The following is a 23,724-nucleotide window of genomic DNA, read 5'->3' on the forward strand; positions in this document are numbered from 1 at the left end:
CCTCAATTTCTTGCAATCCTCGCTACGGACGCTTAAGTCCGACAGGCTGCTAGTAGGGGCTAAACTGAGTCTGGTTTAATTAGCAAGGGAGTCATTTATGTCAATGTCAGGTTCACAGCAAATTACAGTTGGAATGCGTGAGGCAAAAAGCAGGTTGTCAGAACTTGTCAGACTGGCAATTGAAGAGGATGCCGATATCATTATCACACAGAGAAATAAGCCTGTTATGAGATTGGTTCCTCACGAAGAGTAACCTGAAAGTAGAGGTTTTGGTGCTCTGAAGGGGCGGATTGAGATATCCGATGATTTTGATAATACACTCGATGATGTAATCGATCAGTTTTATAGAAATTTTGATTAATAAGGTTTCTTCTTAAAAAATTATTCTTCAGATACAGATCCATACCTCAAATCTTTCATCCTCACCCCAACCTCAAGATCACAAGCCAGAGTCGCCAGTTTCAAGCTTAACAATGCCTGATCTTTCTGCTTTACTACTTTCCCTGCTGCCCCTTTAGACTCCTCTCCCAACAAAAAGATATTACTTATTTCCTGATGTTCCAACATCAGGGAGGTGGCTCCTTTATCTCCCACACCCTGAACTCCGGGCACATCTCCCACACCTGCAATGGCCCAGAACTGGGTTAGCCTGTCTGCTCCAAAGCCATAAAGTTTTTGGACGCTATCTCTCTGATAATCGAATTTCTGGAAATGATCACGCAGCTTTATCTGAGGAGCATTCAGCAGTTGCAGAAAAATACGGTCTGTTGAAAGTATGGTGGTTTCGACATTGGCTTTTGATGCCTTGGAGGCCACAGAAGCAATAACGTCATCTGCTTCCAGACCCGACTTTCTGAATGTTCTTACCCCCATGTTCAGGAAAGCCCGGTTGAAATCTCCCAGCCTTTTTCTTAATGGTTCGGGCATGGGCTTGCGGCCCTTTTTATAATCAGGGAAAAGATTATGTCTCCAGGTAGGAGGATTACCATCGAAAACCATCAGGCAGTGGGTTGGCGATGTTTCTTTTATGGCTCTTGTTAGTGAAGCGACGGTGGCTGAAATAGCTCCGTCTATCTGGCTGTCTTCATCAGGAGCCCTGACAGCAGCGTGTACTCTTCGGATAAGATTAAGAGCATCAATCAAAAGCAGGTGAGGGGGCATTCTGTTTTTCCTGAACAGCCATGGGTGAAAACGGTTAGGTATCTAACCATGTTAACCATTAATCATCGTATTCCCAGATTACCACATTCAGGGGTCGGGGATTTTCTTTTATCTTCTGAAAACTCAGTAGCCAGGGTGGTTATTTCTACTGTCAACTGCGGTTTTTTTTCGTTATCGTTGGCCTTGTCAGCCATCTGGGATAGGTCTGGCTGAAGGTTTTCCCACGCTGCATCGAAAAGTCTCAGCAAGACATATACCCGGAACCTTGGGATTTTAAGCTCATAAACAGCCCAGAGCGGTATATAGGATCAGAAATGAAAGATAACGACGTAAGTAATAATCAGGATCAGTGGGCGTTTGAAACTCAGGCTATCAGGACAGGTGTCATTCGCAGCGGTGAAAGAGAGCACAGTGAAGCTATTTACCTGACTTCCAGCTTTACTTACGACAGTGCTGAGCAGGCCCGGGCAGTGTTTGCCGGTGATGAGCAGGGCAATGTTTACTCACGCTATACCAACCCTTCGGTGAAAATGTTTGAAGACCGCATGGCAGCCCTTGAAGGGGGAGAGCTGGCCTGTGCCGCCTCCTCAGGCATGGCGGCTATCCTGGGCATGTGCATGGGATTGTTGAAAGCCGGCGATCATGTAATCTGCTCTCGCAGTGTTTTTGGAACAACGGTCACCATTTTTGCGAAATACCTGGGCAAATTTGGTGTAAAAACGACTTTTGTTGATTTCACGGATTACCAGCAATGGCGAGATGCGATGTGCCCTGAAACGCGCCTTCTTTTTCTGGAAACGCCTTCAAACCCTTTGGGTGAAGTAGTCGATCTGGAAATCATGGCCGCCATTGCTCATGAGAATGATGCTTTGCTGATGGTTGATAATTGCTTCTGTACACCGGCTCTTCAGCAGCCTTTGAAGCTTGGCGCAGATATTGTTGTCCACTCTACTACCAAGTTTATCGATGGTCAGGGACGCTGCATGGGGGGAGTGGCTGTCGGCAGCAAAGATCTGATCAGTGAGATGCATCTCTGGCAACGGGCGGCTGGCGCTTCAATGAGCCCTTTTAATGCCTGGAATTTCTACAAGTCTCTTGAAACACTGAACCTGAGGGTAGGTGCCCATTGTCGCAATGCAATGGCACTGGCACGTTGGCTGGACGAGCATCCTGCTGTCGAAAAGGTACACTACAGTGGCCTTGAGTCGCACCCTGGTCACACTCTGGCAAAGCGTCAACAGAAAGCCTTTGGCGGTGTTCTTGCGTTTGAAGTGAAAGGCGGCCGGGAACAGGCCTGGACAGTGATGAATGCCGTAACTTTTATTTCCAGAACGGCTAATCTCGGGGATACCCGCACTACGATCACTCATCCGGCCACCACGACACACTGTCGTCTCTCTGAGGAAGACAAAGCAAGGGCCGGTATTACTGAGAATTTGATCCGGGTTGCTGTGGGTCTTGAAAACCTCGAAGATCTGAAGGCGGATCTTGATAGGGGGTTAGCCCTGCTTTAAATCAGCCCCCCTGGAGCAGAAAAGGAATTCTGTCCTTTTGTGTCGATTGACCGATAGAAAAGCTTTGAACACAAAAAACATTGTTCTACTCTGCGATCAATGTTTTTTACTATAAAAATCAAGGCCTTCAAAGAATAATAACGGTTCCCTATTAATGAGTGAAGTCAATCAATGTATTCATGCTCTGAATACGATTATCCGAGGCAAGGATCTGGAAATTCGGCTTGCGGTGTGTTGTCTTCTTGCCCGTGGTCATCTGCTCATCGAAGATCTGCCCGGAATGGGTAAAACAACGCTGGTTCATGCACTGGCTCGGGTCATGGGCTTAGGTTATCAACGCGTGCAGTTTACCAGTGATTTGTTACCCGCCGATATTACCGGGGTTACCGTTTTTGATAAAAATACCGCCAACTTTACCTTTCAGCCGGGACCGGTTTTTTCCCAGTTGTTGCTGGCGGATGAAATCAACAGGGCTTCACCCAGAACGCAAAGTGCCTTGCTTGAAGCCATGGAGGAGCGCCAAGTCTCGGTCGATGGACAGCCACAATCCTTACCCGAACCTTTTTTCGTGGTGGCAACCCAGAATCCTGTGTATCAGGAAGGCACTTTTCTTTTGCCAGAATCCCAGCTCGACCGATTCTTGATGAGATTGGAGCTGGGCTATCCTGACCCCGAATCAGAGAAAGCCATTTTGAAAGGCGAAGCCGGCAGGGTGGAAATGGATGCGCTGCCTGCGATCTTCAATGCCGATCAATTGATCAAAGCTCAGAATGAATCAGCCCGGGGACATGTCGGGGAGATGTTGCTGGATTATGTAATGAGGCTTATTTCACGTACCAGAGAGGTGGGTTATTTCAATGTTGGGCTCTCGCCACGAGCAGGTCTGGCATTGATAGCGGCTGCAAAAGCCTGGGCCTGGATGGAAGGTCGGGACTATGTTATTCCCGAAGATGTTCAGGCTGTGTTTGTCCCTGTTGCCGATCACCGGTTAAAGGCGAAAGAAAAGAGTCAATCGGTCAGGGAGTTGCTGACGGGCACTCGCATCATGGGATGAAACGTATGCCAGCAGCCACTATCAGACAGCGATATCACCAATGGCTGGATCGACGCATTCCACCAGCGCCAAGGGTGACTCTGGATCAACAGCGGATATTTATCCTGCCCACAATAGGGGGCTATATCTGGCTGTCTGTTGCTGTACTCATTTTTATACTGGCGGCCAATTATGCTAACAGTCTTGCCTTTGGCCTGTCCTTTTTTATGGTCAGTCTGTTTATGCTTTCCATTCTTCACACCTGGAAAAATCTTGCGGGGATGACTCTGGTTTCAAAGTCTGCTGATTCGGGTCATGCAGGAGACTTGATATCAGTTCATCTGCTGTTGCAGTCAGGGGGCCGGGGGCGACAATCTGTGCGATTAGGCTGGCCTGAAAATGAGCAGGTGACCTACTCATTCGAAACCAATCAGGACGTCACTCTGCAGGTAAAAGCAATATCCAGAGGCTGGTTTCGTCCGGGCAGGATGAAAGTAGAGAGTGTGTACCCTCTGGGGTTTTGCAGGGCATGGAGCTGGGTCCAGCTGGAAATGCACACCCTGATCTATCCCAGGGCTGATTTTTCCCACCCTGTTCCAAGTCTGCTGGGAGTAGGAGAGGAGACCGGTAGACAAACACGATCAGGGCAGGATGATTTTGCCGGTTTTCGCCGTTATAAAGAGACGGATCTTCCGGGTCATGTTGATTGGAAAGGCTATGCGAGAACCAGTGAGCTGAATACCAAGCTGTTTGAGGAACCTTTAGGTCATCAGGTTAAGCTCTGCCTGCAGCATAATCCCGGTGTAAGTCTGGAAGATAAACTCTCTGTTTTGGCTGGATGGTGTCTGGAATGTGAAGCCAGTAACAGACCATACAGTTTGTCCGTTCCCGGAACAGAGTTGGCTGCCAATATAGGGCACAAGCATTCAAAAGAGTGCCTTGAAACTCTGGCGTTATTTGCTTCTGGCTCTGATAGGGCTCCGGGTATTAAAAGGTCCGGAGGTGAACGTGCTGAGTGATGCTCAGGTGAGCAGGACCTCAACATTGTGGTTAATTGCCGCACTTCTTTCAGTCTTGTTCCCCATTTGGAAGCAAGTTCCGTTGCTTATTATTCTGACAGGTTGTCTTTCCGCAGGCTGGCGGATTGCCATTTTGCAGGGTAGAGGGCATTGGCCACCTTTTTTATTGCGCCTGGGGCTGATCCTGATTGCTCTTGTTTCGGTGGTGGTCAGTTTCAGGCCATTGATATCCCTGGAATCATCGGTCTCTATTCTGGCCGCAGGGTATGCACTCAAACTACTGGAAATGAGAAGCCAGCGGGATGCGCTCGTTGTCGTTTACATCGGCTATTTTCTGGTGGCAACAGCCGTTCTGTTTTCCCAGACGTTATTACAGACGCTATACCTTATGTTTTGTCTGGTCATGTTGATTGCGGCTCAGCAAGGTTTGTTCCGGGAAATGGATACGACACCTGTTGTATCGAGTATCAGGTTTGCAGGTCTTCTGGCTTTTCAGGCGGCTCCTTTAACCATTCTTCTGTTTATCCTGGTACCTCGCATGGGGCCGCTTTGGTCAGTACCTCTTCCTGATAACAGTGGCAGAGTCGGTTTAACCGATGCCATGACTCCGGGCGATATAGCAAGACTCAGTCGTTCAGATGAATTGGTGTTTCGTGCCCGCTTTGCAGCTGATGTGCCACCCGCTCAGCAAAGATACTGGCGGGCTGTGGTGCTGGATCAGTTTGATGGCAAGACTTGGAAGCAGACGGACAAGCTGTTTTCTGTTGCCGCTATGTCGCAGAAAGATTGGGTCAGTAAGCAGCCTGTTACTGAAGGATGGTGGAAGAATCGTCTGGGAAGTTATCAATATGAAGTCATGATGGAGCCTACCGGAAAACCATGGATGTACTCCCTGGGAGCTGCCGGTACAGTGGCTGAAAAAAGTTTTTTCTACAGGACAATGAGGCTGGCATCGGAGCAACCGGTTGACAGCCGACTGCTGTACTCCCTGGATGGGATGTTGCCCCGGGCTCGATCTGTCTCTATGCCTGGTTGGCTTGTTGAGTTAAATACCCGGATTCCGGTAGTCGGAAATGATAGAAGTCGGCAATATGCGCTCAGACTGTTCAACCAGGCCGGTGAGGATCCCGTGAAAATGGCGGGTCGACTACTGTCGCTGTTTCGTCAGGATGACTTCTACTATACCCTTTCCCCACCTTTGTACGATCAAAGTTCCACGATTGATGAATTTCTGTTTGAAGGTCGGCGAGGTTTTTGCGCCCATTATGCGGGTGCATTTGTTTATTTGATGAGAGCAGCAGGTGTTCCGGCCAGAGTCATCGGTGGTTATCAGGGCGGAGAGTTTAAGGAAGATGAAAACCTGATTCAGGTCCGACAGTTCGATGCTCATGCCTGGGCTGAAATCTGGGTGGCAGGGCAGGGATGGTTGAGGTTTGATCCTACCGCCGCAGTTTCACCCCAGAGAATAGCATCTGGCCTGGAAGCAGCTATTGGCCCTGCCGAAACTTTTTTGCCAGACAGTCCATTATCTCTCTATCGTTATCGTCAGTCAGGCATTATTAACAGAGTCAGGCTGGTCTTTGAGAAAGCAGAATATCAATGGCAGAGGTCGGTCGTGAACTTCAAGCAGGATCAACAGGAGGCGTTTCTGAGAAGCCTGTTGGGCGATAAAGATTTTTACTGGCGGCAGGCGACGGCTCTGGCGCTGGGGGTAAGCTTGATATTGGCCGTATTATCGCTGACTTTATTGTATCGTCGCCAGTCGCTATCTCCACTGCAGAAACTCTATGCCCGCTTCCTTAAAAAAATGGCCAAAAGAGGTTTTGTCCCGGGAGATGGCGAAGCAGAGTTGAGTTTTGCACGCCGTATCTCCAAATCAGATGATAAGCTCGCAGAGCCTGTAATGTCTTTTTGTGAGGCTTATATACAAGCAGCTTATGGGGAAAACTGTTCGGAAATGCACGAGCTGAAGCGGCTTCTGACTCGTTTTTAGAGTCAGGGAGAGTCTTGCACAGGAGGCTTCGGCATCTTCTGGCTCAAGTAATGGTTAATATATCCCTGGATTTTCTGACCTTCCTCTGTGCTGGGGCAAACCAGATAGACTTTGGGGGGGCTGGTTTCATAAGTGTGGCTGCTCATGTATCGGCTGACAGCAATACAAGCGACAGTCGCGGCTCTTTGAGGGGTAAGATTCAGTTCAGAGCTGAAGATGGGGATGGCGATGCTCGACAGGTTTTTCCTGTGAGCGGCTTCGATGGCCGATTGGTAGGCGCTGACCAATTCTGAATGAATACTCCCGGACTCAGCCTTAGGAAGTATGGCATGTACCATATGACTGAAGCCTCTGCACTGCAAAGCGGGGCTGGCTGTAATGGCGGCCAGCCCCGGTTTCATCTTTTTAATGGCTTCCCGAAACCCTTTTCTTGTCAGGCCGGGATCAATCTCGGAAAGCTGACTCAGTAAAGCTGTTTCGTTGGGTGATCCCATGGGGGTGTAGGGACAGGCAATGACTTCAATCGGTGGGTTGCGTAACTCATTCATCAGGCTGATATCCCCGGACATCAAAAAGACTTCTTTTCCCAACAATTGGTCGGAAGGTATTTTTACATCCGTTTGTGCTTGGGTGATGGTCGATTGTTCTTTCGGGGGGGTAAGCAAAAGTTGAAGAGGTCTGACAAAATCCACCAATTCGTGGATCCCTTCAGTAGGGTGGTCCGGAGTGAGATCATCCAGGACAGCTGCCCAGTCACCGGCGATCACTCGATTCACAAGCCTGGAGCAGGCCTGCATATCTTCCAGCATTCCCTGTTTGTAGATTTTGGATTGCAGGCTCTTGGCCCGGGTTAGCAGTTTGTACTGAAGCTCCAAGAAGAGGTCAGTCTCTTCGGCCAGTGAACTGACATCAATACCAATACGGGCAAAGTCATTTCTGTACTGTTGAGCGGTTCTATTGATCTGAGGCTGTGGATTTTCATCCCGTTTGATGTTTCGAAGTTTTATCCCTGAATAAGGATTGTCGCCTCTGGCCCTGGCTTCCTGAAGCAAGGCTGCAGGGTCTTCCAGTACCCGGGTTTTCCGGTTCCAGGTAAAGGCTGAGCGCAGTTTATGTTTTACCCAGCTTTTGAAAAGCTGCCAGTTGGATGCTGAACTGACCGAATCAGACGTTGGAATCATGCTTGAGCCAGAAAATCTACCGATAGTCTTAAGTATAATCAGTTCATCCCTGATAGGGATTCACAGGGCTGAAAGGTATCTGGCAAGGTTGGCTGACAGAGTTGGCCGGAAAAGTTGTCGACTTTCCAACGAATTTTTATGCTGGTTTGAAATACAGCGTCAATTCTCCCATCGATCACACTTCTGGCATTCAGAGTTAGAAAAAAAATCCCCGCACAATGGCGGGGATCTTGTGACGACAACCAGGTCATTGATCAGCTTGCTTTAGCGATAACCTCATCGGCGGCCTTCTGATAGGACTCTACCTGATCAAAGTTCAGGTAACGGTAGACTTCACTGGACATGGAATCCAGATTTTGTGCGTATTCCATGTACTCTTCAGCCGTAGGGATTTTGCCCAGAATCGCGCCCACAGAAGCCAGCTCGGCAGAGCAGAGGTATACGTTAGCGCCATCACCGAGACGGTTCGGGAAGTTACGGGTAGAAGTAGACAGCACAGTGGCGCCTGGTTCTACACGTGCCTGGTTACCCATACACAATGAGCAGCCCGGAATTTCGGTGCGAACACCGCTGTCCTGATAAATGCTATAGTAGCCTTCTTCTTCCAGCTGGGCCTTGTCCATCTTGGTAGGAGGAGACATCCAGAAGCGGGTTTGCAGAGGCTCCTTGTTCTGCTGCAGCAGTTTACCGGCCGCGCGGAAGTGACCGATGTTGGTCATGCAGGAGCCCAGGAAAACTTCGTCAATCTTGTCGCCTGCCACGTCAGACAGTGTACGGGCATCATCTGGATCGTTAGGAGCACACAGGATAGGCTCTTTGATTTCAGACAGGTCTATTTCAATCACTTCAGCGTATTCAGCGTCAGCATCCGCACGCATCATCGTCGGATTAGCCAGCCACTCTTCCATCTTGCGAGCACGGCGCTCCAGAGTACGAGGGTCACCATAACCTTCGCTGATCATCCAGCGCAGCATCGTCACATTTGATTTCAGGTATTCGGCGATGGACTCTTCAGAAAGCGTGATGGTACAACCGGCAGCAGAACGTTCAGCAGAAGCGTCAGACAATTCGAAAGCTTGTTCCGCTGTCAGGCTCTCGAGACCTTCGATTTCCAGAATGCGGCCAGAGAAAGCGTTCTTCTTGCCTTTCTTCTCAACCGTCAGCAGACCTTGCTTGATACCGTAAAGAGGAATGGCGTGAACCAGATCACGCAGGGTGATGCCGGGCTGCATTTCGCCCTTGAAGCGGACCAGAATGGACTCAGGCATATCCAGAGGCATAACACCGGTAGCCGCAGCAAAGGCTACCAGACCGGAACCAGCAGGAAAGGAAATACCGAGTGGGAAACGGGTGTGAGAGTCCCCTCCGGTACCGACCGTGTCAGGCAGCAGCATGCGGTTCAGCCAACTGTGGATGATACCGTCGCCCGGGCGCAGGGACACACCGCCACGGTTCATGATGAAGTCTGGCAGAGTGTGGTGAGTTTCAACATCAACAGGCTTTGGATAAGCTGCTGTGTGACAGAAAGACTGCATCACCAGATCGGAAGAGAAGCCCAGACAAGCCAGGTCTTTCAGTTCGTCGCGGGTCATTGGACCCGTAGTGTCCTGAGAACCTACGGTGGTCATTTTGGGCTCGCAGTAGGTGCCAGGGCGAATGCCTTCAACACCGCAGGCCTTGCCAACCATTTTCTGGGCCAGGGTAAAACCTTTGTCGGAGGCTTTGGGAGCAACAGGACGACGGAAAATATCAGAGTGTCCCAGACCCAGAGCTTCACGGGCACGGTCAGTCAAACCACGGCCTATGATCAGGTTAATGCGGCCGCCTGCTTGAACTTCGTCCAGGATGACGTCGGATTTGAAGTCGAATTCAGACAGCACTTCACCGGATTCAGACAGGATTTTGCCGTCGTATGGACGGATTTCAATCACATCCCCCATGCCCAGCTTATCAACGGGGGCTTCAAAAACCAGAGCGCCAGCATCTTCCATAGTGTTAAAGAAGATAGGTGCTACTTTACCGCCAATACAGATACCGCCGGCACGCTTGTTTGGCACACCCGGAATGTCATCACCAAAGAACCATAATACCGAGTTGGTAGCGGACTTACGCGAAGAGCCGGTACCCACTACATCGCCCACGAAGGCAACGGGCAGGCCTTTTGCCTTGATTTTGTCGATCTGCTGCAGAGGGCCGATCACGCCGTGCTCTTCAGGTTCCAAACCGTCGCGCGTCATTTTGTACATGGCACGGGCATGAACCGGAATATCGGGACGAGACCAGGCATCTGGTGCAGGAGAAAGGTCATCGGTGTTGGTTTCACCAGACACCTTGAAGACGGCAACCTTGATACTTTCCTGAACCGTCTGGCGCTGGGTGAACCACTCGGCATCTGCCCAGGACTTCAGAACAGCCTTGGCGTGTGCGTTTCCGGCCTTGCTTTTCTCTTCAATGTCGTGGAAAGCATCAAACACCAGCAGGGTGCTTTTCAGTTGTTCTGCAGCCAGCTCCGCCAGTTCGGTGCTGTCCAGCAGTTCTACCAGCGTCTCAATGTTGTAGCCACCGTGCATCAGGCCCAGCAGTTCAACCGCTTTATTTTTATCCAGTAGTGGGGATTCTGCTTCGCCTTTGGCAATGGCGGACAGGAAACCGGCTTTTACGTAAGCAGCTTCGTCTACGCCGGGCGGAATGCGGTTTTCCAGCAGGTCCAGCAGATACTCTTCTTCACCGACTGGCGGGGTTTTCAGCAAGGCTACCAGTCCGGTGACTTGCTCAGCGCTCAGTGGCTTTGGTGGGACACCCTCTGCTGCACGCTCTTCGACATGTTTTCTGTAGGCTTCTAGCACGGATCAACCCTCATCATCTGTGCGGCCTGTCCGGTCACTTTTCCCGTAATCTCTACAGCGGTGGGCCAGACAGTTGCTGATGTTCCTGTGAATGTAGGTCCTGCACAATATGGCTGGGCGGGTAGAGAAGAAAGCTCTGACGGATACCACTGCTCCTCCTCCAGAACAGGAGTTCACTTTAGATTACTTTCATGCCCATGGCGATGTGTGCAGGCATCGTATACCGGTGGGAATTATTCTTTACAGATTAGCAGTGAAAAGAACTGTAACCATTGCTTCTTCAGCCAACCGGGCGCGGGCAGTATATCGGATAGCGTTATTCAAGTTAAGTGAAGCCCGCAATCTTTGGTATAAATTTGGTGAATAATGGTTGGGCCGGTCGGTAAAGCCCTTGTTGTGCCGGTTTTTCTCGTACATTAGTGATTATTGCCGCAAGTATTGAGTTGAAAGTAATCTCATGGTGAACAATCTTGATTCATGAGAACAGGCGTCATGTGCTGACATCCCTGACAACCCTTAGTATTCTTTTTTTCCACGCTTCAAAAGTATCTAATATTGACTCAAGATCCTGGATGTAAATATCCAGGTTAGAAAGTTTGTTAATGTATTTGCCATCACCGATATAAATCATACTATGAAAAACTAAAGGTTTATCTCCAGTATCGGAAGGTTGGCTTGTTATTTGTACAATATCTCCAAAGATCAGATCCTTTTCTCCAGTAAATTCATTGACCTTTATGTTCGAAAGTGATTGGTAAAAAGAGTCATGAGTGTTATATCTCGTGGACTTTAAAATCGGAAGCCCAAAGTGTAAATAATAAGCAAAATCATGACATACCCCTTCTATCGGTGAATTATTTCTTGGATCTAAAACAGTACAAACATTAATAAAACCTTTTGTTATGACATCAGGAAGTCTCTTTATTAATGGGAGATTTTTTTCTTCTTGTTGGCTGGTAAAATGATCTATAAAAACCTCATCAGTTTTTGAAATAGAGTCACAGTCTGAGGTTTTGTCTATTTGAAAGCTGCCACTGATTCAGGTGTCAGTTACTCACAACACAATATCCAACACAATTACCTTGTTCCATCGCCTCCAGAAGACCGGTGCCACTGTTTCATATCGTGCAGCTCGTTCTTTTCCGACTGCATCTGCCATTTGAGCAAATACAAAAATAGCTGTTCCAGACGACTCCGTAAGGTTCGGTATCGAGCCTTGCCTATGTCTTCAACTTCCTCGATCAGGTTGTCCCTATTGAGTTACACGAAATGACCTTGCCTGATCAGCTCGGCTTGATGATAGGACCACGTGTAAAAATCAGTGTCATACAAGTTTTCCATAAAGACCTCCATTGCCCCTACCACTGTAGGCAATTAACAAAAGGGAATAAATGAATTACCAAAACACAGGTCGTAAGTAATGAGACCCGCTACACTGCGGCATTGCATTGCATTGCATTGCATTGCATTGCATTGCATTGCATTGCCGTCTGATAGTAGGAAACACCATCCTTTACACTGGGGAGGATGACAACATCCGTATCGGGCGCAGGCCATTTTTTCTATTCCGGATGATTCTGGGGGTTGTGCTGCCAGGATTTGTATTCTTCTGAAAAGGAATAATGATCGGCCGGGAATCAGCCGATCATTTAAGCGGGTGGCTTCAGGCGCCTTTGATTTTGTCGTAAGTCTTGTAGAGAACTGCTTCTTCTTTAGTAATTCGCTTGCTCAATGCCCTTAAAATGTTGTTGCAGTCCTGCTGAAAGTTTTCAATAGTATTATCGTTATTTTCATACAGGCTGAAAAAAATCATCACTTCGGCGGAAATCTTATCCATATCAAGTGCATAGTCAGTCAGGGTAGACTTCAGGCTTTCATCATTCTCAGCGGCTTCTCTCAATACAGGATAAAGGTACTTATCTTCTTTGTTTAAATGGGCCAACAGCATTTTTTTGGCGGAGAGTATTAAATCCTGACCTTGCTGGTTACCAATGCCAACTTCACGTGCTTGTAAAAGTAAGTCACTGATTTGCAGATGTTCGTTTTTGAATTCCTCAATTAACTGAGACATTTTTTTGTTCACTCCTTGAATATAAAGGTTACTAATAGTTTAGGACGTAATTCCCACATATGTTTCAAATCATCAATTATTAAGCGTTTTGAGCGGCTGGCTCACCATCTGGGCGTTTTTCATGGAGTCGTTACCAAGCACCTTCGTCCTCATCACGGCTGTAGGCGGCAGTTGACATTGGCTCGGAAGTTGACTTCAGAGAAGTTAACAGAAGTTATTGTTAAGCAATGCTTCAACAAACCATTAAAAGTAACTTGGTCGATTCGTTATATGGCAATAAAACCATGGCATACTACATTAAAACGACATTTAAACAGCTAGAGAAGATGATATGCTTGGCAGAGTGCTATGTTACCCAATCGTCAGCGTGCTGTTATTTGTGAGCGGTGTTCTTTTAGCTTCACATAACAGACTTGAAAGATATTCAGATCCTTTTAATCAAGAAAAGCCGGGTTCATACCCTTGGATAGTCCAAATTAGACCTTTCTTCTGCTCTGGTTTTTTAATATCAAATCGACACCTTTTAACTTCTGCACATTGTGTTGCCAGAGAGGCTTTCTATAAAAATCTTAAAGTCCATTTTTTAAATGCATATACTCCATTTAATATTAAAGGGAAGAGGCTGGTACGTAACCCGAAAGCAATTATTGGTAGAATTGATCAATATGATGTGGCGATAATAGAACTTGAGAGCTCAATAGAAATCGATACCCCAAAGTTAGATTTAGAACAATACAACTGTACAGATTTATTTCAAATTATTAATCCAATGGCAGCAGGTTATCAAACAGGGAGTTTTCTTAGATCAGTAGAATTATCGTGGCTAGTGTGCCCAAATAATAGAAATTACTTATACACCTTGAATTACTCTGGCGATGGCAAGGAAGGGAATTCTGGTTCGCCACTTTTTTACTTCAAAGATAATTTTTTCTATGTGTTAGGTTTGCATGAGGGGTCAAGTCTGTATAATGGAAACCCAATTTTTTATATATCACTTTCACATAACAGTGACTTCATAAAGGAATTTCTTGCCTTCTGTACACTTGGTTGTGGTAATGGTAGTTTTTCCCCTTATGCGGTATCGACAAATATTCATAAATGGACATTGGTTCCTCATAATATGGCTATCATGGCTACGTCGGGTTCATATAGTATCAGCTTTCTTTCAGCAGTATTATCTGTCTTGCTATACAAATTGTGAGTAGCGACATAACACAAATGAGTGCGTTCTTCTTGGTTGAGGCTTGTTGTATTGAGCAAATTGATCATGAGTAAAAGTCGGTTGTACTTGCATATCTTTACTTACTCCATTATTCGTTAATTTTACATTTAGATCATTAAACAATTATTAAGTTGCAGATTATTACTAACAAAGTACTAAGAACAGATAACAAAAAATTCAGATGACTGCACCTGCGGCGTGCCCAAAACAAGTGAGCATCCATTCTTAATCAAACTTTTCGAGCTGCATGACGATCAGAACTCGTGCAGATATAATGTGTGAATTTCCACAACAATGCTTGGGATGAGTGCATGACAACGGCAAAAGATACAGTTTGGGGAATGACCCCTGATCGTGGGATGGCCAGACAACTTGCCGTTCGTGATCTTCCTTCTTTGGTGCATGATGCCGTAAACCTTGAAGGTGTTGCGATGACTCTACCGGAAATTCAAACATTATTAGATGGAATTACTGTTGGGGGTTATAAGATAAGTGATCAGAATATGGCTTTAAATCAGGCAGAGGCCTGGAAATATCTGTTTGCCCTGGTTTCTGAAGGTAAGTTCTATTTTTCCAAAGGTGTTGCTTTGGCAGTTCACAACATTGCAGGCAAAGAAGAAGCACTGATGTGGGGGGCTTTTAGAACGGGTAACGTAACGATTAGTGGATCAGAATATGAACCTCCCTCATCCAAAGAGCTTGATAATGTCTGGGCTGAGATTGAGTCAGAAATTGCTGGTTATTATGATGTTTATGATATGGCAATAACGGCTTTTCTGAGAATGGCAAGAGCACAGTTCTTCTGGGATGTGAATAAGCGCATGGGGCGATTCATGATGAATGGTATTTTGCTTTCACATGGGTTTCCTATTATCAATGTTCCAGCAAAACGTCAGAAAGAGTTTAACCAGTTGATGCTTGACTTCTATACAGCAGCAGACACAGCTGAGATGAATAAATTTCTGAGATCGTGTCTCAACGAGAAAATCATTGATAATTTTAGATCCGCCTCATTAAGTGGCTGACGGAAAATGCTAGCGGACATCATTAGCGTCGCGAGTTTTAACGTAAAATGCTCAGGTAAGAGATTTTTTATGTTTTCAATGTGTCAAAAAAAGTAAGAAAGCGAAGATAAATCACTTCGCTTTCCAAAGCGGTATTGTTTAACTTTTGATCTCGTAGCAGGGCACATAGTGACTGCCTGGCAGCTTCATTCTGAATTGCTCTACAAAAGACTGAAGCAGGCTATCGACCTGTTTCATAAGCTCAGGCTCTCCCTTTAACTGATACGGGCCTTTTGCTCTGATCTGGCAAACGCCTTCTTCTTTTATATTGCCTGCCACAATACCTGACATGGCGCGACGAAGGTTAGCCGCCAGAAAGTGGGGAGGTAGTTCGGTATTCAGCTCGAGGTTTGCCATGTTTTCATGGGTTGGGTCAAAGGGCGTTTGAAAGTCCTCGTCAATCTTAAGCAACCAGTTGAAGTAGTAGGCGTCTCCATGCTTCCTGCGGTAGCGGGTAACTTGCTCCAGTCCACTTCTCATAACCCGACTAACTTCCAGAGGGTCATCGATAATGATCTGGTAGCGTGATTGGGCTTCCTTCCCTAAAGTTTTGCCGATAAATATATCAATTTTTTCAAAATATTCTCTGGCAGCTTCCGGTCCAGTGAAAACCAGTGGGAAAGGAATATCCCTGTTGGCAGGGTTGAGTAGAATGCCAAGAATGTACAGAATTTCCTCACAGGTTCCCGGCCCGCCCGGAAAAACGGTGATGCCATGACCTAGACGAACAAAGGCCTCCAGACGCTTTTCAATATCCGGCAGGATAATCAGCTCGTTGACAATAGGGTTGGGTGATTCAGCCGCGATAATGCCCGGTTCAGTTAAGCCAATGAATCGACCACGGGATATTCGCTGCTTGGCATGACCGATATAAGCCCCTTTCATGGGGCCCTTCATAGCACCGGGACCACAACCAGTGCAGATATTCATGCCCCGAAGGCCCAGTTGGTAGCCCACTTTCTTGGTGTATTCATATTCATGTCGGGCTATGGAGTGACCGCCCCAACACACCACAATACTGGGAACCTGCTTGGTAATAAAAGCATCGGCATGTCTGAGAATCTGGAAAACCAGATGAGTGATATCAGTGGAGCTGTCTGCAGTGAAACGTGGGTTCTCTGTAATGTGAGACGACACATAGAGAATATCTCTCAGGACGGAGAAGAGGTTTTCCCGGACACCGCGAATCAGTTTTCCAGCGACAAAGGCATCGGCGGGAGCGTTAATCAATTCCAGCTTTAATCCGCGGTGTTCCTGAACAATACGAATGTCAAAGTCCTGGAATTGCTCCATGATTTCTTCGGTGTTATCACCTTCCTGTTCACAGTTGAGTATGGCCAGGGCGCATTGCCGGAACAAACGATGTAACCCTTTCTGACTGGTGTCCTGAAGGCTGCTGACCTCAAGGTTTGAGAGAACACGCATGGAGCCTACAGGGTTAACAATGGTAGAAACAGTATTTCTGGCGGTCATGATACCCCCTGGTTTTTTTTATCGTGAATATCGTCCAGCGATTTGAATAGCAAAGTGTTTCTGACCTCATGGCCGTGTTTTGCAATCCGCCACAGTCTCATTATATGTGGATAGAAGACATTTTTTCAGTCTTGACGGATTAACCATCCTCTGACAAATTGGGAATGTTAACACTTTTCCATGAGCCGAATGATGACGTTCACGCACTCATCTTACCTGGGGCCTTTCTTTGCCGGAGGTATTGAAAATGGCTCAACAAAGATTAGTGGGTGGTTGCCTGAAACATCACCACGTGACTTTTTCAACGGGTTGCCATCCCGTTTCGGGGATTTGTTTGGTCTGCCTGTATGCATAGTTGACTCTCCGAAGGGGGAGACATCGTAGATTTCGACAGTGGTGATTCATCGGAACTTTCTGTTGATGGGGTGGCAGAACTTTCAGGAGCTCGTTCATCCTGTTGTGCTCTCAAAGAAACAGAGAGCTGCGATTGCCTGAACGTGTTTCACGGTAAAATAAAACGAACATCCGGAGCCTGGTATTTATGCCATCCAACTCAGAACTTCAGTCTGCATCAGAAAAGATCATCATTGTCGATGAAAGCAACCATGTGCTTGGCGCTTTGCCCAGAAGACAGATGAGAGAAGAGAAACTCTGTCACCGGGCTACGTATGTCTTTGTCTTTAACAGTAAAGGGCAACTTTATGTTCAGGAAAGAACTTTAAGCAAGGATATTTACCCGGGTTATTTTGAGCCGGCCACGGGGGGGGTGGTGGCTGAAGGTGAGAGCTATGACGTGGCTGCCGTCAGGGAGCTGGCTGAAGAGCTCGGCATAAAAGATACTCCGTTGAAGCCATTGTTTCATTTTTACTTTCACAATGAGGACTGCAAGGTCTGGGGCAGGGTATACAGCTGTCAATATGAGGGTGAGCTGAAATTGCAGGAGGAAGAAGTAGCGAGTGTGGTCATGGAGTCGCCTGAAGAGATTCTGTCAAATCGTTTTAACCGGAGATACACGCCTGATAGCCTCATAGCCCTCAAGCGTTTGTTGTATTTCTATGGTGACAGCAATACACCCGCTTGATCTTTTCGATCAATTTACCCTCATATTAAGTATTGATGCCCATTCTTGCCGGAGACTTGGGTCGAGGAAATCTTTTGAAGATCTGGAGAAAACCGGTTGTCTGAGGAGCGATGCATAGCTTGAGAGAGAGTTAGAAGGCAAGAAAGGCTCTTCCTGTCTATGACCAGGGTGATCGGTTGCAGCGGACACTGTCTGATGCTCTTGCTCATCCATTGCTATTGGAGCGTTTTCGTTGACGTTAACAGTCTTTTCATCAACTATCGGGTCGTAGGGTTCATCCAGAGCATCAAAAAACTCATCATCGTCGTCTTCTTCCATGTCAGATATCGTCTCAGAAACCATGTTGTCTCCGACAGTGGCTTCGACTCTTGATGCTTGAGATGTGAGCATAGTCAGCAGGCTGGACTCGATAGGCCCCCTCACTTTTATCAGTAACTCCATGACCCGATCAACCCGCTGGTTGGCATCCTGAATCTGCTTCAGCATCAGAGGTTTGTTTAAGTAAGCTGACTCATCAGTCCGGGCGGCTTTCAGGAGTTCTTCAATCTGATTCAGGGTTCTCATGCGATCATTCAGAGTGGATGCTTCTGCGTATTGAAGGTCAAACAGTTTATCGATCGCTTTCACAAAAGAAGCCTTTTTTTCCTCTGTCATCAGCAGATCTTCAGTGAAAATACCTGCAAGTTCCGGATGAGGCTTTTCTGTCACAATACTTGCTAAGATTGAGACGGCCGCCCCTCTCATTGCTTCTGGAGTCGCAGTACTTTCTATCAAATACCTGAGGTGACGAACTTCCTTTGCCAACGACATATCTTCGGGCAGCTCATTCCTTACCGCCAAATCTAGTTTTACCTTCAGAGCGGAGGGCTTACCTTGTCTGATGCCAAGGTCAAGCATTCTTGCGGCCTGTCTGCGGTCTCCAGACTCAATCAACAGTTCAGCGGCTTCTTTGAATCGGCCGTGCTTGACCAGCAGCATTTTGAGGAAATCCAGAGTGTTATGAGCCCTGATGCTGTCCTCTATCCAGAGGTTTTGAATAAGAGTTTTTATCGGAAAGTGTTCCAGTGAGTGGGCAACGATTTCCGGATGACTCCGATCCAGCAGGTTTAATAATGAGACAAGATGATGAGGGTCGGCAAAGTAGGGGTGGTTGCTGATCAAGTCTTGAAGAAGGCTGCTCAGTTGGCTTTTTTTATAGAGTTGATTCTTATTCCAGTTGATGAGCAGTTTAATCGCTTCTTCTGCTTTTTCCGGATCGGACTTATAGGCAAACTCGGCCAACCGGAAGGCTATGGCTTTTTCCTCGGGTGTGTTCTTAGGCAGGTGCTTTGCAAGATGAATCAACCATTCAGTATTTGATGCCAGCCCACTGGCGTTCTCGATGTCTTTTCTTTTTAACAGCTGTTTGTAGAGTTCAAAAGCTTTCTCTCTATCAACAGTAATCAGTCTGTGTGCAACACTCTCAAACCATAACCATGTCTCATCATCGGCTTCTGCAGCCTCCTTGATGAAGAACGCTTCTGGAATGGCCTCCAGAGCCATCATGCAGTCATTTTCATGTTGAAACCTTTCCTGATCCCGAACAAAGCGGAGCAAGATCTGGCAAGCTGTTTCGTCACCTTTTGCCGCTTCTATGCAACGCTTTTCCAATAAGCGTGGCACCATTCTTACTGGCTGAGCCAAAGCGCTGTCTCCTGAGAAGATAACGCTGAGCACGCTGCTGAAAGTGTCGGGTACAATGAGTACACCGTCTTCCAGATCAAGCGCTTCTGAATGCTGGTGGTGAAGTGAAGGTAACTCTTCAAATGAAGTGTCGTCTGGTTGAGGTTGGCCTGGTACTGAATGACTTTGAGCACGGGTCTGATTCAGTTGCCTAAAGGTGATCTGATCATGATCCTCTATGCTGGACGCGGGCTTCCCGGGGACCAGACCAGGCAGAACGATTTTGCATGCGATAAATTTAAACGGCCAGCCAATCTGGAGTCCTGTTCCACCGCTGTATGGAACCAATCGTGTTTGTTTGGCCTTTAGTGCTTTTTTTACCAGCCAGCCAGTCAGGGTTCCTCCTGAAACACTGATACCGTGTTTCAAATCTTTCATTCTGACTTCACCATGTTGCATAAATGCGAAGATCTCGAGATGAACAGGGCTAGAGAAGAGAGGAGCTAATAACCAACCAATATAGGGAATGTTTCGAATGGTTTTGGGGTGAATGATCAGTGAGCTGGTGAAGGTTCCATTATGGGTGTCGTCAAGGTGCTGAACGTTTACTTTTTTGACTTCTACCAATGCAGGCCGGGCTGATTCGTTGACATATTTTAACGAGTCGAAAATAAGTATGGATGTCTGTTTCGTTGAAGCTTCAAGCAGGTCAAGAGGTTTGCATAGCCGGACGCCTTTCATAGTCAGCTTTCCCCTCTCAAACCCCACGATGCAGTCTGATTCTTTTGAGGGATCAGGTACTGATGTCAGTTCTTGATAAGAGTCCAGATTTTCATATCGGACTTCTACTTTTTCAGCAGAAAGTTGAACCGCGGTGCGATCCCGGGAAGAAGAGATGAATTGGTTTTTTAATACCTGGGCGATGCTAATATCGGTACCGACTGAGAGGGTCGTGTTCTCAAGCCTGAGTTGCAGTATCAGAGGGGGACTATCTTCAAACGGAATTTCAACGGTGCAGGAGAGGTCTCCCATTTCAAAATGATTTTCTGTGGCTTGTCCATTGATTAAATAGCTTTCTGATGGTTGGACGACTCTTTTTGAGTCGAAGTTTAATGCCGTAATTCTTATGGGGAGAGCATCGCCATTTTTTATGAGTATTTCGTTAAAGTTGAATGGCGTTTGCTTTCCTTCGACAATGACTCCGGTATAACTGCATAGCAGGTCATACAATAAAGAGCGCCACTGGCTTCTTTCGTCCTCACGGGTCATCTCAATACCCACCTGACGACTGATAAAATCATCCAGTTTTGACGCGACCTTTTCGTAACCCGCACCGGGAAGGTTTGAAAGTGCTCCTACAGCCTTGCCTGGCAGCCCTTTCAGTAAACCAAGGTATCCGGTCTGTTTTTGCTCTTCATCGGGGTCAAGATTCTCAGCAGGAGGAGGCGTCGTGTCTTTTCTGGCAATGTAACTTTTGTACCACCGCTGGAAGAACCAGGGGCGTCTTTCAGCCTTCCTCTCATTAATGTGAGGAGATTCTGGTGTCCGTTGGTCAGATGATTCGTGGCTCAATTGACTTGTCGTTGTCGTTTCACTGATTTGCCGGCCCAAATGATCCTGTCCAGTGACTGGAGAAGTAGGCATGTTATTGTCGCCAGTGAATCTGGGGGGAGTGGGTGAGTTGTTGCTGCCGGGTGAAAGAGGTGATGACATGTCGCCACAGTCCGTTGTGAGCTTGTGGATTTGTTAACTTTCCAACACTTATTTACACAGCTTAGCTGATGGCAATTGAACTCAGCAGGTCCGGTGAGATGAAAGGAAAAATTGTGTTTTCCTGCTGCTATTAAATGTCAAATGAATGGCAGATAAATATGGAGGAAGACTGGCATCCCAAAAGTGACATAAAAGAGATTTCTTTATGCTTCAAAACTCTTAACTACGAATGGACAACACGGCGGCCGGAGCCAATAATATTGGGTGCTCACTCATGTGTCCTAACGGGGGTCTCCCTCGTTGTTAGAGCATTGATTCATGCGCCGCCTCCTAAGGGGCGGCGCAGTTCGTTGTGAGGGAATGATTGGTTGCGTTTGATTGGAGTCAAGGCTTAGTCGCAGGCTTTTTGCGTGCGGTCTTCCTGATGGTTTTCTTAACGGGCGATGTCTTGACGGGAAGTGCTGCCTTGCATACATCTTCGAAGATGCTGGCAAAGTGAATGGTCATGCCTTTTCGAATATAATCCGGCAGCTCATCGTAATCTCTTCGACATTCTTCCGGAATGATCAGGGTATGAATGCCTTGTCGTTTAGCGGCTATGACTTTTTCCCTAACCCCGCCAACAGCCAGAACTTTACCCGTGAGGGTCAGTTCTCCAGTCATGGCTATAGGGGCAGGCTTTGTATTCGTGGCAAGAGATAGCAGAGCGGTGGCCATGGTTATACCTGCTGAAGGGCCGTCTTTGGGAGTTGCTCCTTCAGGTACATGAAGATGGATAAAGGCTTTGTCAAAATAGGCTTCAGGAATGCCTAGCTTCTCGGCCTGACTTGAAACAAAGCTGTAGGCTATTTCAGCAGACTCTTTCATGACATCACCCAATTTGCCGGTTAGTTTGAAGCCCGCTCTCTGATGATGAATAAGACTGGCTTCTACAGGCAGGGTTGCGCCCCCCATAGCCGTCCACGCCAGACCGGTCACCACGCCAATACCTTCAATGCGCTTTTCTTTTCTGAAATAGGGCGCGCCCAGATAGTCAGATAGATTCCTGATCGTCACACTGTGACTCTCTTTCGAGCCTTCAAGTAGTTGAACAACAACTTTGCGAATAATTTTCTGTAGCAGTTTTTCAAGGTGTCTGACGCCAGCTTCCCTGGCATAGCCTTCAATGACTGCCTTGAGAGTGGCATCGGAAAATCGGATTTGGCTCTTTTTTAAACCGGACTGTTTCAAGAGCTTTGGCCACAGATGATTTTTGGCGATGGCCATTTTTTCTTCTGTGATATAGCCAGAGAGCCTTATGACATCCATTCGATCCAGAAGAGGGCCGGGAATCGTATCCAGCTGGTTGGCGGTACTGATAAACAGCACCTTTGAAAGATCGATTCTCATGTCCAGGTAGTGGTCGAGAAACTCACTATTTTGTTCCGGGTCGAGTACTTCCAGCATTGCAGAAGCAGGATCTCCTCGATAGGAGGCACCGATTTTGTCAATTTCATCCAGCATGATAACGGGGTTGGCAACGTCTACTTCCTTGAGGGCCTGAACCAGTTTGCCTGGCATTGCGCCGATATAGGTACGGCGATGGCCTTTAATTTCTGCTTCATCTCTCATGCCGCCGAGGCTGAAACGATAAAATTTTCTGCCTAAAGCTCGAGCTACAGACCGTCCGATAGATGTCTTGCCGACACCCGGAGGGCCTGCCAGCAACATTATGGTGCCTGATATTTCCTGTTTGTAGGCACCGACAGCCAGAAATTCGATGATTCGGTCTTTGACGTCCTCAAGCCCGTCATGATCAGAATTCAGAACTTTTCTGGCATGGGCAAGATCGAATATATCTTCGGAGTATCTGCCCCAGGGTACCGAGGTAGCCCAGTCAAGGAAGTTGCGGCAGACGGCATACTCCGGGGAACCCATTTCAAGAATCGAGAGCTTTTTCATCTCGTCATTGATCTTTTTCAGGGGCGTTTCAGGAATATCCAGCTCAGCAATCCGCTTTTCAAACGCTTCAATTTCAGCCGTTCTGTCGTCTTTCGAAATGCCAAGTTCTTTTTGTATGATTTTCAGCTGTTCTTTCAGGAAAAATTCACGTTGATGTTTACTGATCTTGCGGTTCACTTCAGCATTAATCTCACCCTGAAGGCGGGCTACTTCCTGTTCCTTGCGGATGAGAATCAACACTTTCTCCATTCGACGTTGAACAGACAGTGTTTCAAGTACCTCCTGTAACTCCTGACCTCGAGCTGTGGTAATGGCTGCTGCAAAGTCTGCCAGTGGCGACGGATCTTTTGGACTGAATCGGTTGAGGTAATTTTTTAGTTCTTCGCTGTAGAGCGGGTTCAGTGGTATTAATTCCTTGATGGCCTGAATGAGCGCCAGCGCATAGGCTTTGATTTCATCGGTGTCGTTTTCAATATTGTCAGGGTATTCCACCTGAACAAGATAGGGTGGGCGTTTGCGAAGCCATTGCTTGATACGGAAGCGCTGCATTCCCAGAGCGATGAATTGAATCTGATCACCTTCTGCAAGGATATTATGAATTTTTACGGTACAGCCCATCTCCGGGAAATCTTCCGGGTTGACTTCATGGTCTGCTCCTGTTATGCCAGCAGCATAGCTAAGCCCCACTACTTTATGGGGGCTCTGGGCGACTCGCTGAAGTGTTTCTTCCCACTCCTGACTATTAAACAC

General features: G+C 47.2%; 17 protein-coding genes and 1 pseudogene. 9 read left to right on the forward strand and 9 right to left on the reverse strand.

What is annotated here, in order from left to right; all coding sequences use genetic code 11:
- The first annotated feature begins 133 nt into the window (after positions 1-133).
- Positions 134-253: a type II toxin-antitoxin system Phd/YefM family antitoxin gene (locus KDK19_RS24360; protein ID WP_368736458.1), complete on the forward strand. Its 120-nt coding sequence runs from the start codon at positions 134-136 to the stop codon at positions 251-253.
- 128 nt (positions 254-381) lie between these two features.
- Here KDK19_RS24360 and KDK19_RS10980 read toward each other — a convergent pair whose 3' ends face one another.
- Positions 382-1,161 (reverse strand): 5'-3' exonuclease H3TH domain-containing protein, encoded by a 780-nt coding sequence (locus tag KDK19_RS10980; RefSeq protein WP_257287851.1) that lies wholly within the window; start codon positions 1,159-1,161, stop codon positions 382-384.
- A 62-nt stretch (positions 1,162-1,223) separates the two neighbouring features.
- Complete coding sequence (locus KDK19_RS10985; protein ID WP_257254164.1) at positions 1,224-1,409, reverse strand: hypothetical protein; 186 nt, start codon at positions 1,407-1,409, stop codon at positions 1,224-1,226.
- A gap of 66 nt (positions 1,410-1,475) precedes the next feature.
- Between KDK19_RS10985 and KDK19_RS10990 the strand changes: the two genes are divergently transcribed.
- The 4 genes from KDK19_RS10990 (at position 1,476) to KDK19_RS11005 (ending at position 6,720) form a co-directional block, all read left to right on the forward strand.
- On the forward strand, positions 1,476-2,675 hold the full coding sequence (locus tag KDK19_RS10990) for an O-succinylhomoserine sulfhydrylase (protein ID WP_257281527.1): 1,200 nt from the start codon (positions 1,476-1,478) through the stop codon (positions 2,673-2,675).
- Positions 2,676-2,829: 154 nt separating this feature from the next.
- The gene (locus KDK19_RS10995) at positions 2,830-3,729 is read left to right on the forward strand and encodes a MoxR family ATPase (RefSeq protein ID WP_257281528.1); all 900 of its coding nucleotides are present in this window, start codon (positions 2,830-2,832) and stop codon (positions 3,727-3,729) included.
- Positions 3,730-3,734: 5 nt separating this feature from the next.
- Positions 3,735-4,727 (forward strand): DUF58 domain-containing protein, encoded by a 993-nt coding sequence (locus tag KDK19_RS11000; RefSeq protein WP_257291957.1) that lies wholly within the window; start codon positions 3,735-3,737, stop codon positions 4,725-4,727.
- 7 nt (positions 4,728-4,734) lie between these two features.
- Positions 4,735-6,720 carry a DUF3488 and transglutaminase-like domain-containing protein gene (locus tag KDK19_RS11005; RefSeq protein WP_257291961.1) on the forward strand — a complete coding sequence of 662 codons (1,986 nt, stop codon included), beginning with the start codon at positions 4,735-4,737 and terminating at the stop codon, positions 6,718-6,720.
- A gap of 2 nt (positions 6,721-6,722) precedes the next feature.
- Here the strand turns inward: KDK19_RS11005 and KDK19_RS11010 are convergent, their stop codons facing one another.
- Complete coding sequence (locus tag KDK19_RS11010; RefSeq protein WP_257291958.1) at positions 6,723-7,901, reverse strand: macro domain-containing protein; 1,179 nt, start codon at positions 7,899-7,901, stop codon at positions 6,723-6,725.
- 254 nt (positions 7,902-8,155) lie between these two features.
- Entirely contained in the window at positions 8,156-10,747 is a 2,592-nt protein-coding gene (gene acnB / locus KDK19_RS11015) for a bifunctional aconitate hydratase 2/2-methylisocitrate dehydratase (RefSeq protein ID WP_257254170.1), read from the reverse strand.
- A 109-nt stretch (positions 10,748-10,856) separates the two neighbouring features.
- Between acnB and KDK19_RS11020 the strand changes: the two genes are divergently transcribed.
- Positions 10,857-11,114 carry a hypothetical protein gene (locus KDK19_RS11020; RefSeq protein WP_257254171.1) on the forward strand — a complete coding sequence of 86 codons (258 nt, stop codon included), beginning with the start codon at positions 10,857-10,859 and terminating at the stop codon, positions 11,112-11,114.
- Positions 11,115-11,824: 710 nt separating this feature from the next.
- Here the strand turns inward: KDK19_RS11020 and KDK19_RS24365 are convergent.
- Positions 11,825-11,995 (reverse strand): annotated as a pseudogene (locus KDK19_RS24365) (DUF29 family protein); the annotation flags it as partial.
- Positions 11,996-12,410: 415 nt separating this feature from the next.
- Positions 12,411-12,818, reverse strand: coding sequence for a hemerythrin domain-containing protein (locus tag KDK19_RS11025; protein WP_257291959.1), 408 nt, complete (start codon positions 12,816-12,818; stop codon positions 12,411-12,413).
- Between the two features lie 331 nt (positions 12,819-13,149).
- Here KDK19_RS11025 and KDK19_RS11030 point away from each other — a divergent pair, with 331 nt between their 5' ends.
- Positions 13,150-14,019 (forward strand): serine protease, encoded by an 870-nt coding sequence (locus KDK19_RS11030; protein WP_257255642.1) that lies wholly within the window; start codon positions 13,150-13,152, stop codon positions 14,017-14,019.
- A gap of 332 nt (positions 14,020-14,351) precedes the next feature.
- Positions 14,352-15,065, forward strand: coding sequence for a Fic family protein (locus tag KDK19_RS11035; protein ID WP_257253997.1), 714 nt, complete (start codon positions 14,352-14,354; stop codon positions 15,063-15,065).
- A gap of 138 nt (positions 15,066-15,203) precedes the next feature.
- Here the strand turns inward: KDK19_RS11035 and ppnN are convergent, their stop codons facing one another.
- Positions 15,204-16,577: a nucleotide 5'-monophosphate nucleosidase PpnN gene (gene ppnN, locus KDK19_RS11040; protein WP_257253995.1), complete on the reverse strand. Its 1,374-nt coding sequence runs from the start codon at positions 16,575-16,577 to the stop codon at positions 15,204-15,206.
- A gap of 541 nt (positions 16,578-17,118) precedes the next feature.
- On the opposite strand from ppnN, the gene yfcD reads away from it, so the two are divergent.
- A complete protein-coding gene (gene yfcD / locus KDK19_RS11045; RefSeq protein ID WP_257253992.1) occupies positions 17,119-17,658 on the forward strand; it encodes an NUDIX hydrolase YfcD in 540 nt (179 codons plus the stop codon).
- 9 nt (positions 17,659-17,667) lie between these two features.
- Here the strand turns inward: yfcD and KDK19_RS11050 are convergent, their stop codons facing one another.
- Together KDK19_RS11050 and lon are read right to left on the reverse strand one after the other, a co-directional pair.
- On the reverse strand, positions 17,668-21,033 hold the full coding sequence (locus tag KDK19_RS11050; RefSeq protein ID WP_257253991.1) for a hypothetical protein: 3,366 nt from the start codon (positions 21,031-21,033) through the stop codon (positions 17,668-17,670).
- Between the two features lie 384 nt (positions 21,034-21,417).
- A partial coding sequence (gene lon, locus KDK19_RS11055; RefSeq protein ID WP_257291960.1) for an endopeptidase La occupies positions 21,418-23,724 on the reverse strand: 2,307 nt, incomplete at its 5' end.

Origin of the sequence: Endozoicomonas sp. ONNA1 (genome assembly GCF_024606325.1) — a bacterium.
Lineage (GTDB): Bacteria > Pseudomonadota > Gammaproteobacteria > Pseudomonadales > Endozoicomonadaceae > Endozoicomonas_A.

Excerpts from the sequence above, each read along its gene's own strand:
- KDK19_RS11020 (WP_257254171.1), top strand. The coding sequence starts at position 10,857 with ATGGCTGGGCGGGTAGAGAAGAAAGCTCTGACGGATACCACTGCTCCT.
- ppnN (WP_257253995.1), bottom strand. The coding sequence starts at position 16,577 with ATGACCGCCAGAAATACTGTTTCTACCATTGTTAACCCTGTAGGCTCC.
- KDK19_RS24360 (WP_368736458.1), top strand. The coding sequence starts at position 134 with ATGCGTGAGGCAAAAAGCAGGTTGTCAGAACTTGTCAGACTGGCAATT.
- KDK19_RS11050 (WP_257253991.1), bottom strand. The coding sequence starts at position 21,033 with ATGTCATCACCTCTTTCACCCGGCAGCAACAACTCACCCACTCCCCCC.
- KDK19_RS11000 (WP_257291957.1), top strand. The coding sequence starts at position 3,735 with ATGCCAGCAGCCACTATCAGACAGCGATATCACCAATGGCTGGATCGA.
- KDK19_RS11030 (WP_257255642.1), top strand. The coding sequence starts at position 13,150 with ATGCTTGGCAGAGTGCTATGTTACCCAATCGTCAGCGTGCTGTTATTT.
- KDK19_RS10980 (WP_257287851.1), bottom strand. The coding sequence starts at position 1,161 with ATGCCCCCTCACCTGCTTTTGATTGATGCTCTTAATCTTATCCGAAGA.
- KDK19_RS11025 (WP_257291959.1), bottom strand. The coding sequence starts at position 12,818 with ATGTCTCAGTTAATTGAGGAATTCAAAAACGAACATCTGCAAATCAGT.
- yfcD (WP_257253992.1), top strand. The coding sequence starts at position 17,119 with ATGCCATCCAACTCAGAACTTCAGTCTGCATCAGAAAAGATCATCATT.
- KDK19_RS11010 (WP_257291958.1), bottom strand. The coding sequence starts at position 7,901 with ATGATTCCAACGTCTGATTCGGTCAGTTCAGCATCCAACTGGCAGCTT.
- KDK19_RS10995 (WP_257281528.1), top strand. The coding sequence starts at position 2,830 with ATGAGTGAAGTCAATCAATGTATTCATGCTCTGAATACGATTATCCGA.
- KDK19_RS10990 (WP_257281527.1), top strand. The coding sequence starts at position 1,476 with ATGAAAGATAACGACGTAAGTAATAATCAGGATCAGTGGGCGTTTGAA.
- KDK19_RS11035 (WP_257253997.1), top strand. The coding sequence starts at position 14,352 with ATGACAACGGCAAAAGATACAGTTTGGGGAATGACCCCTGATCGTGGG.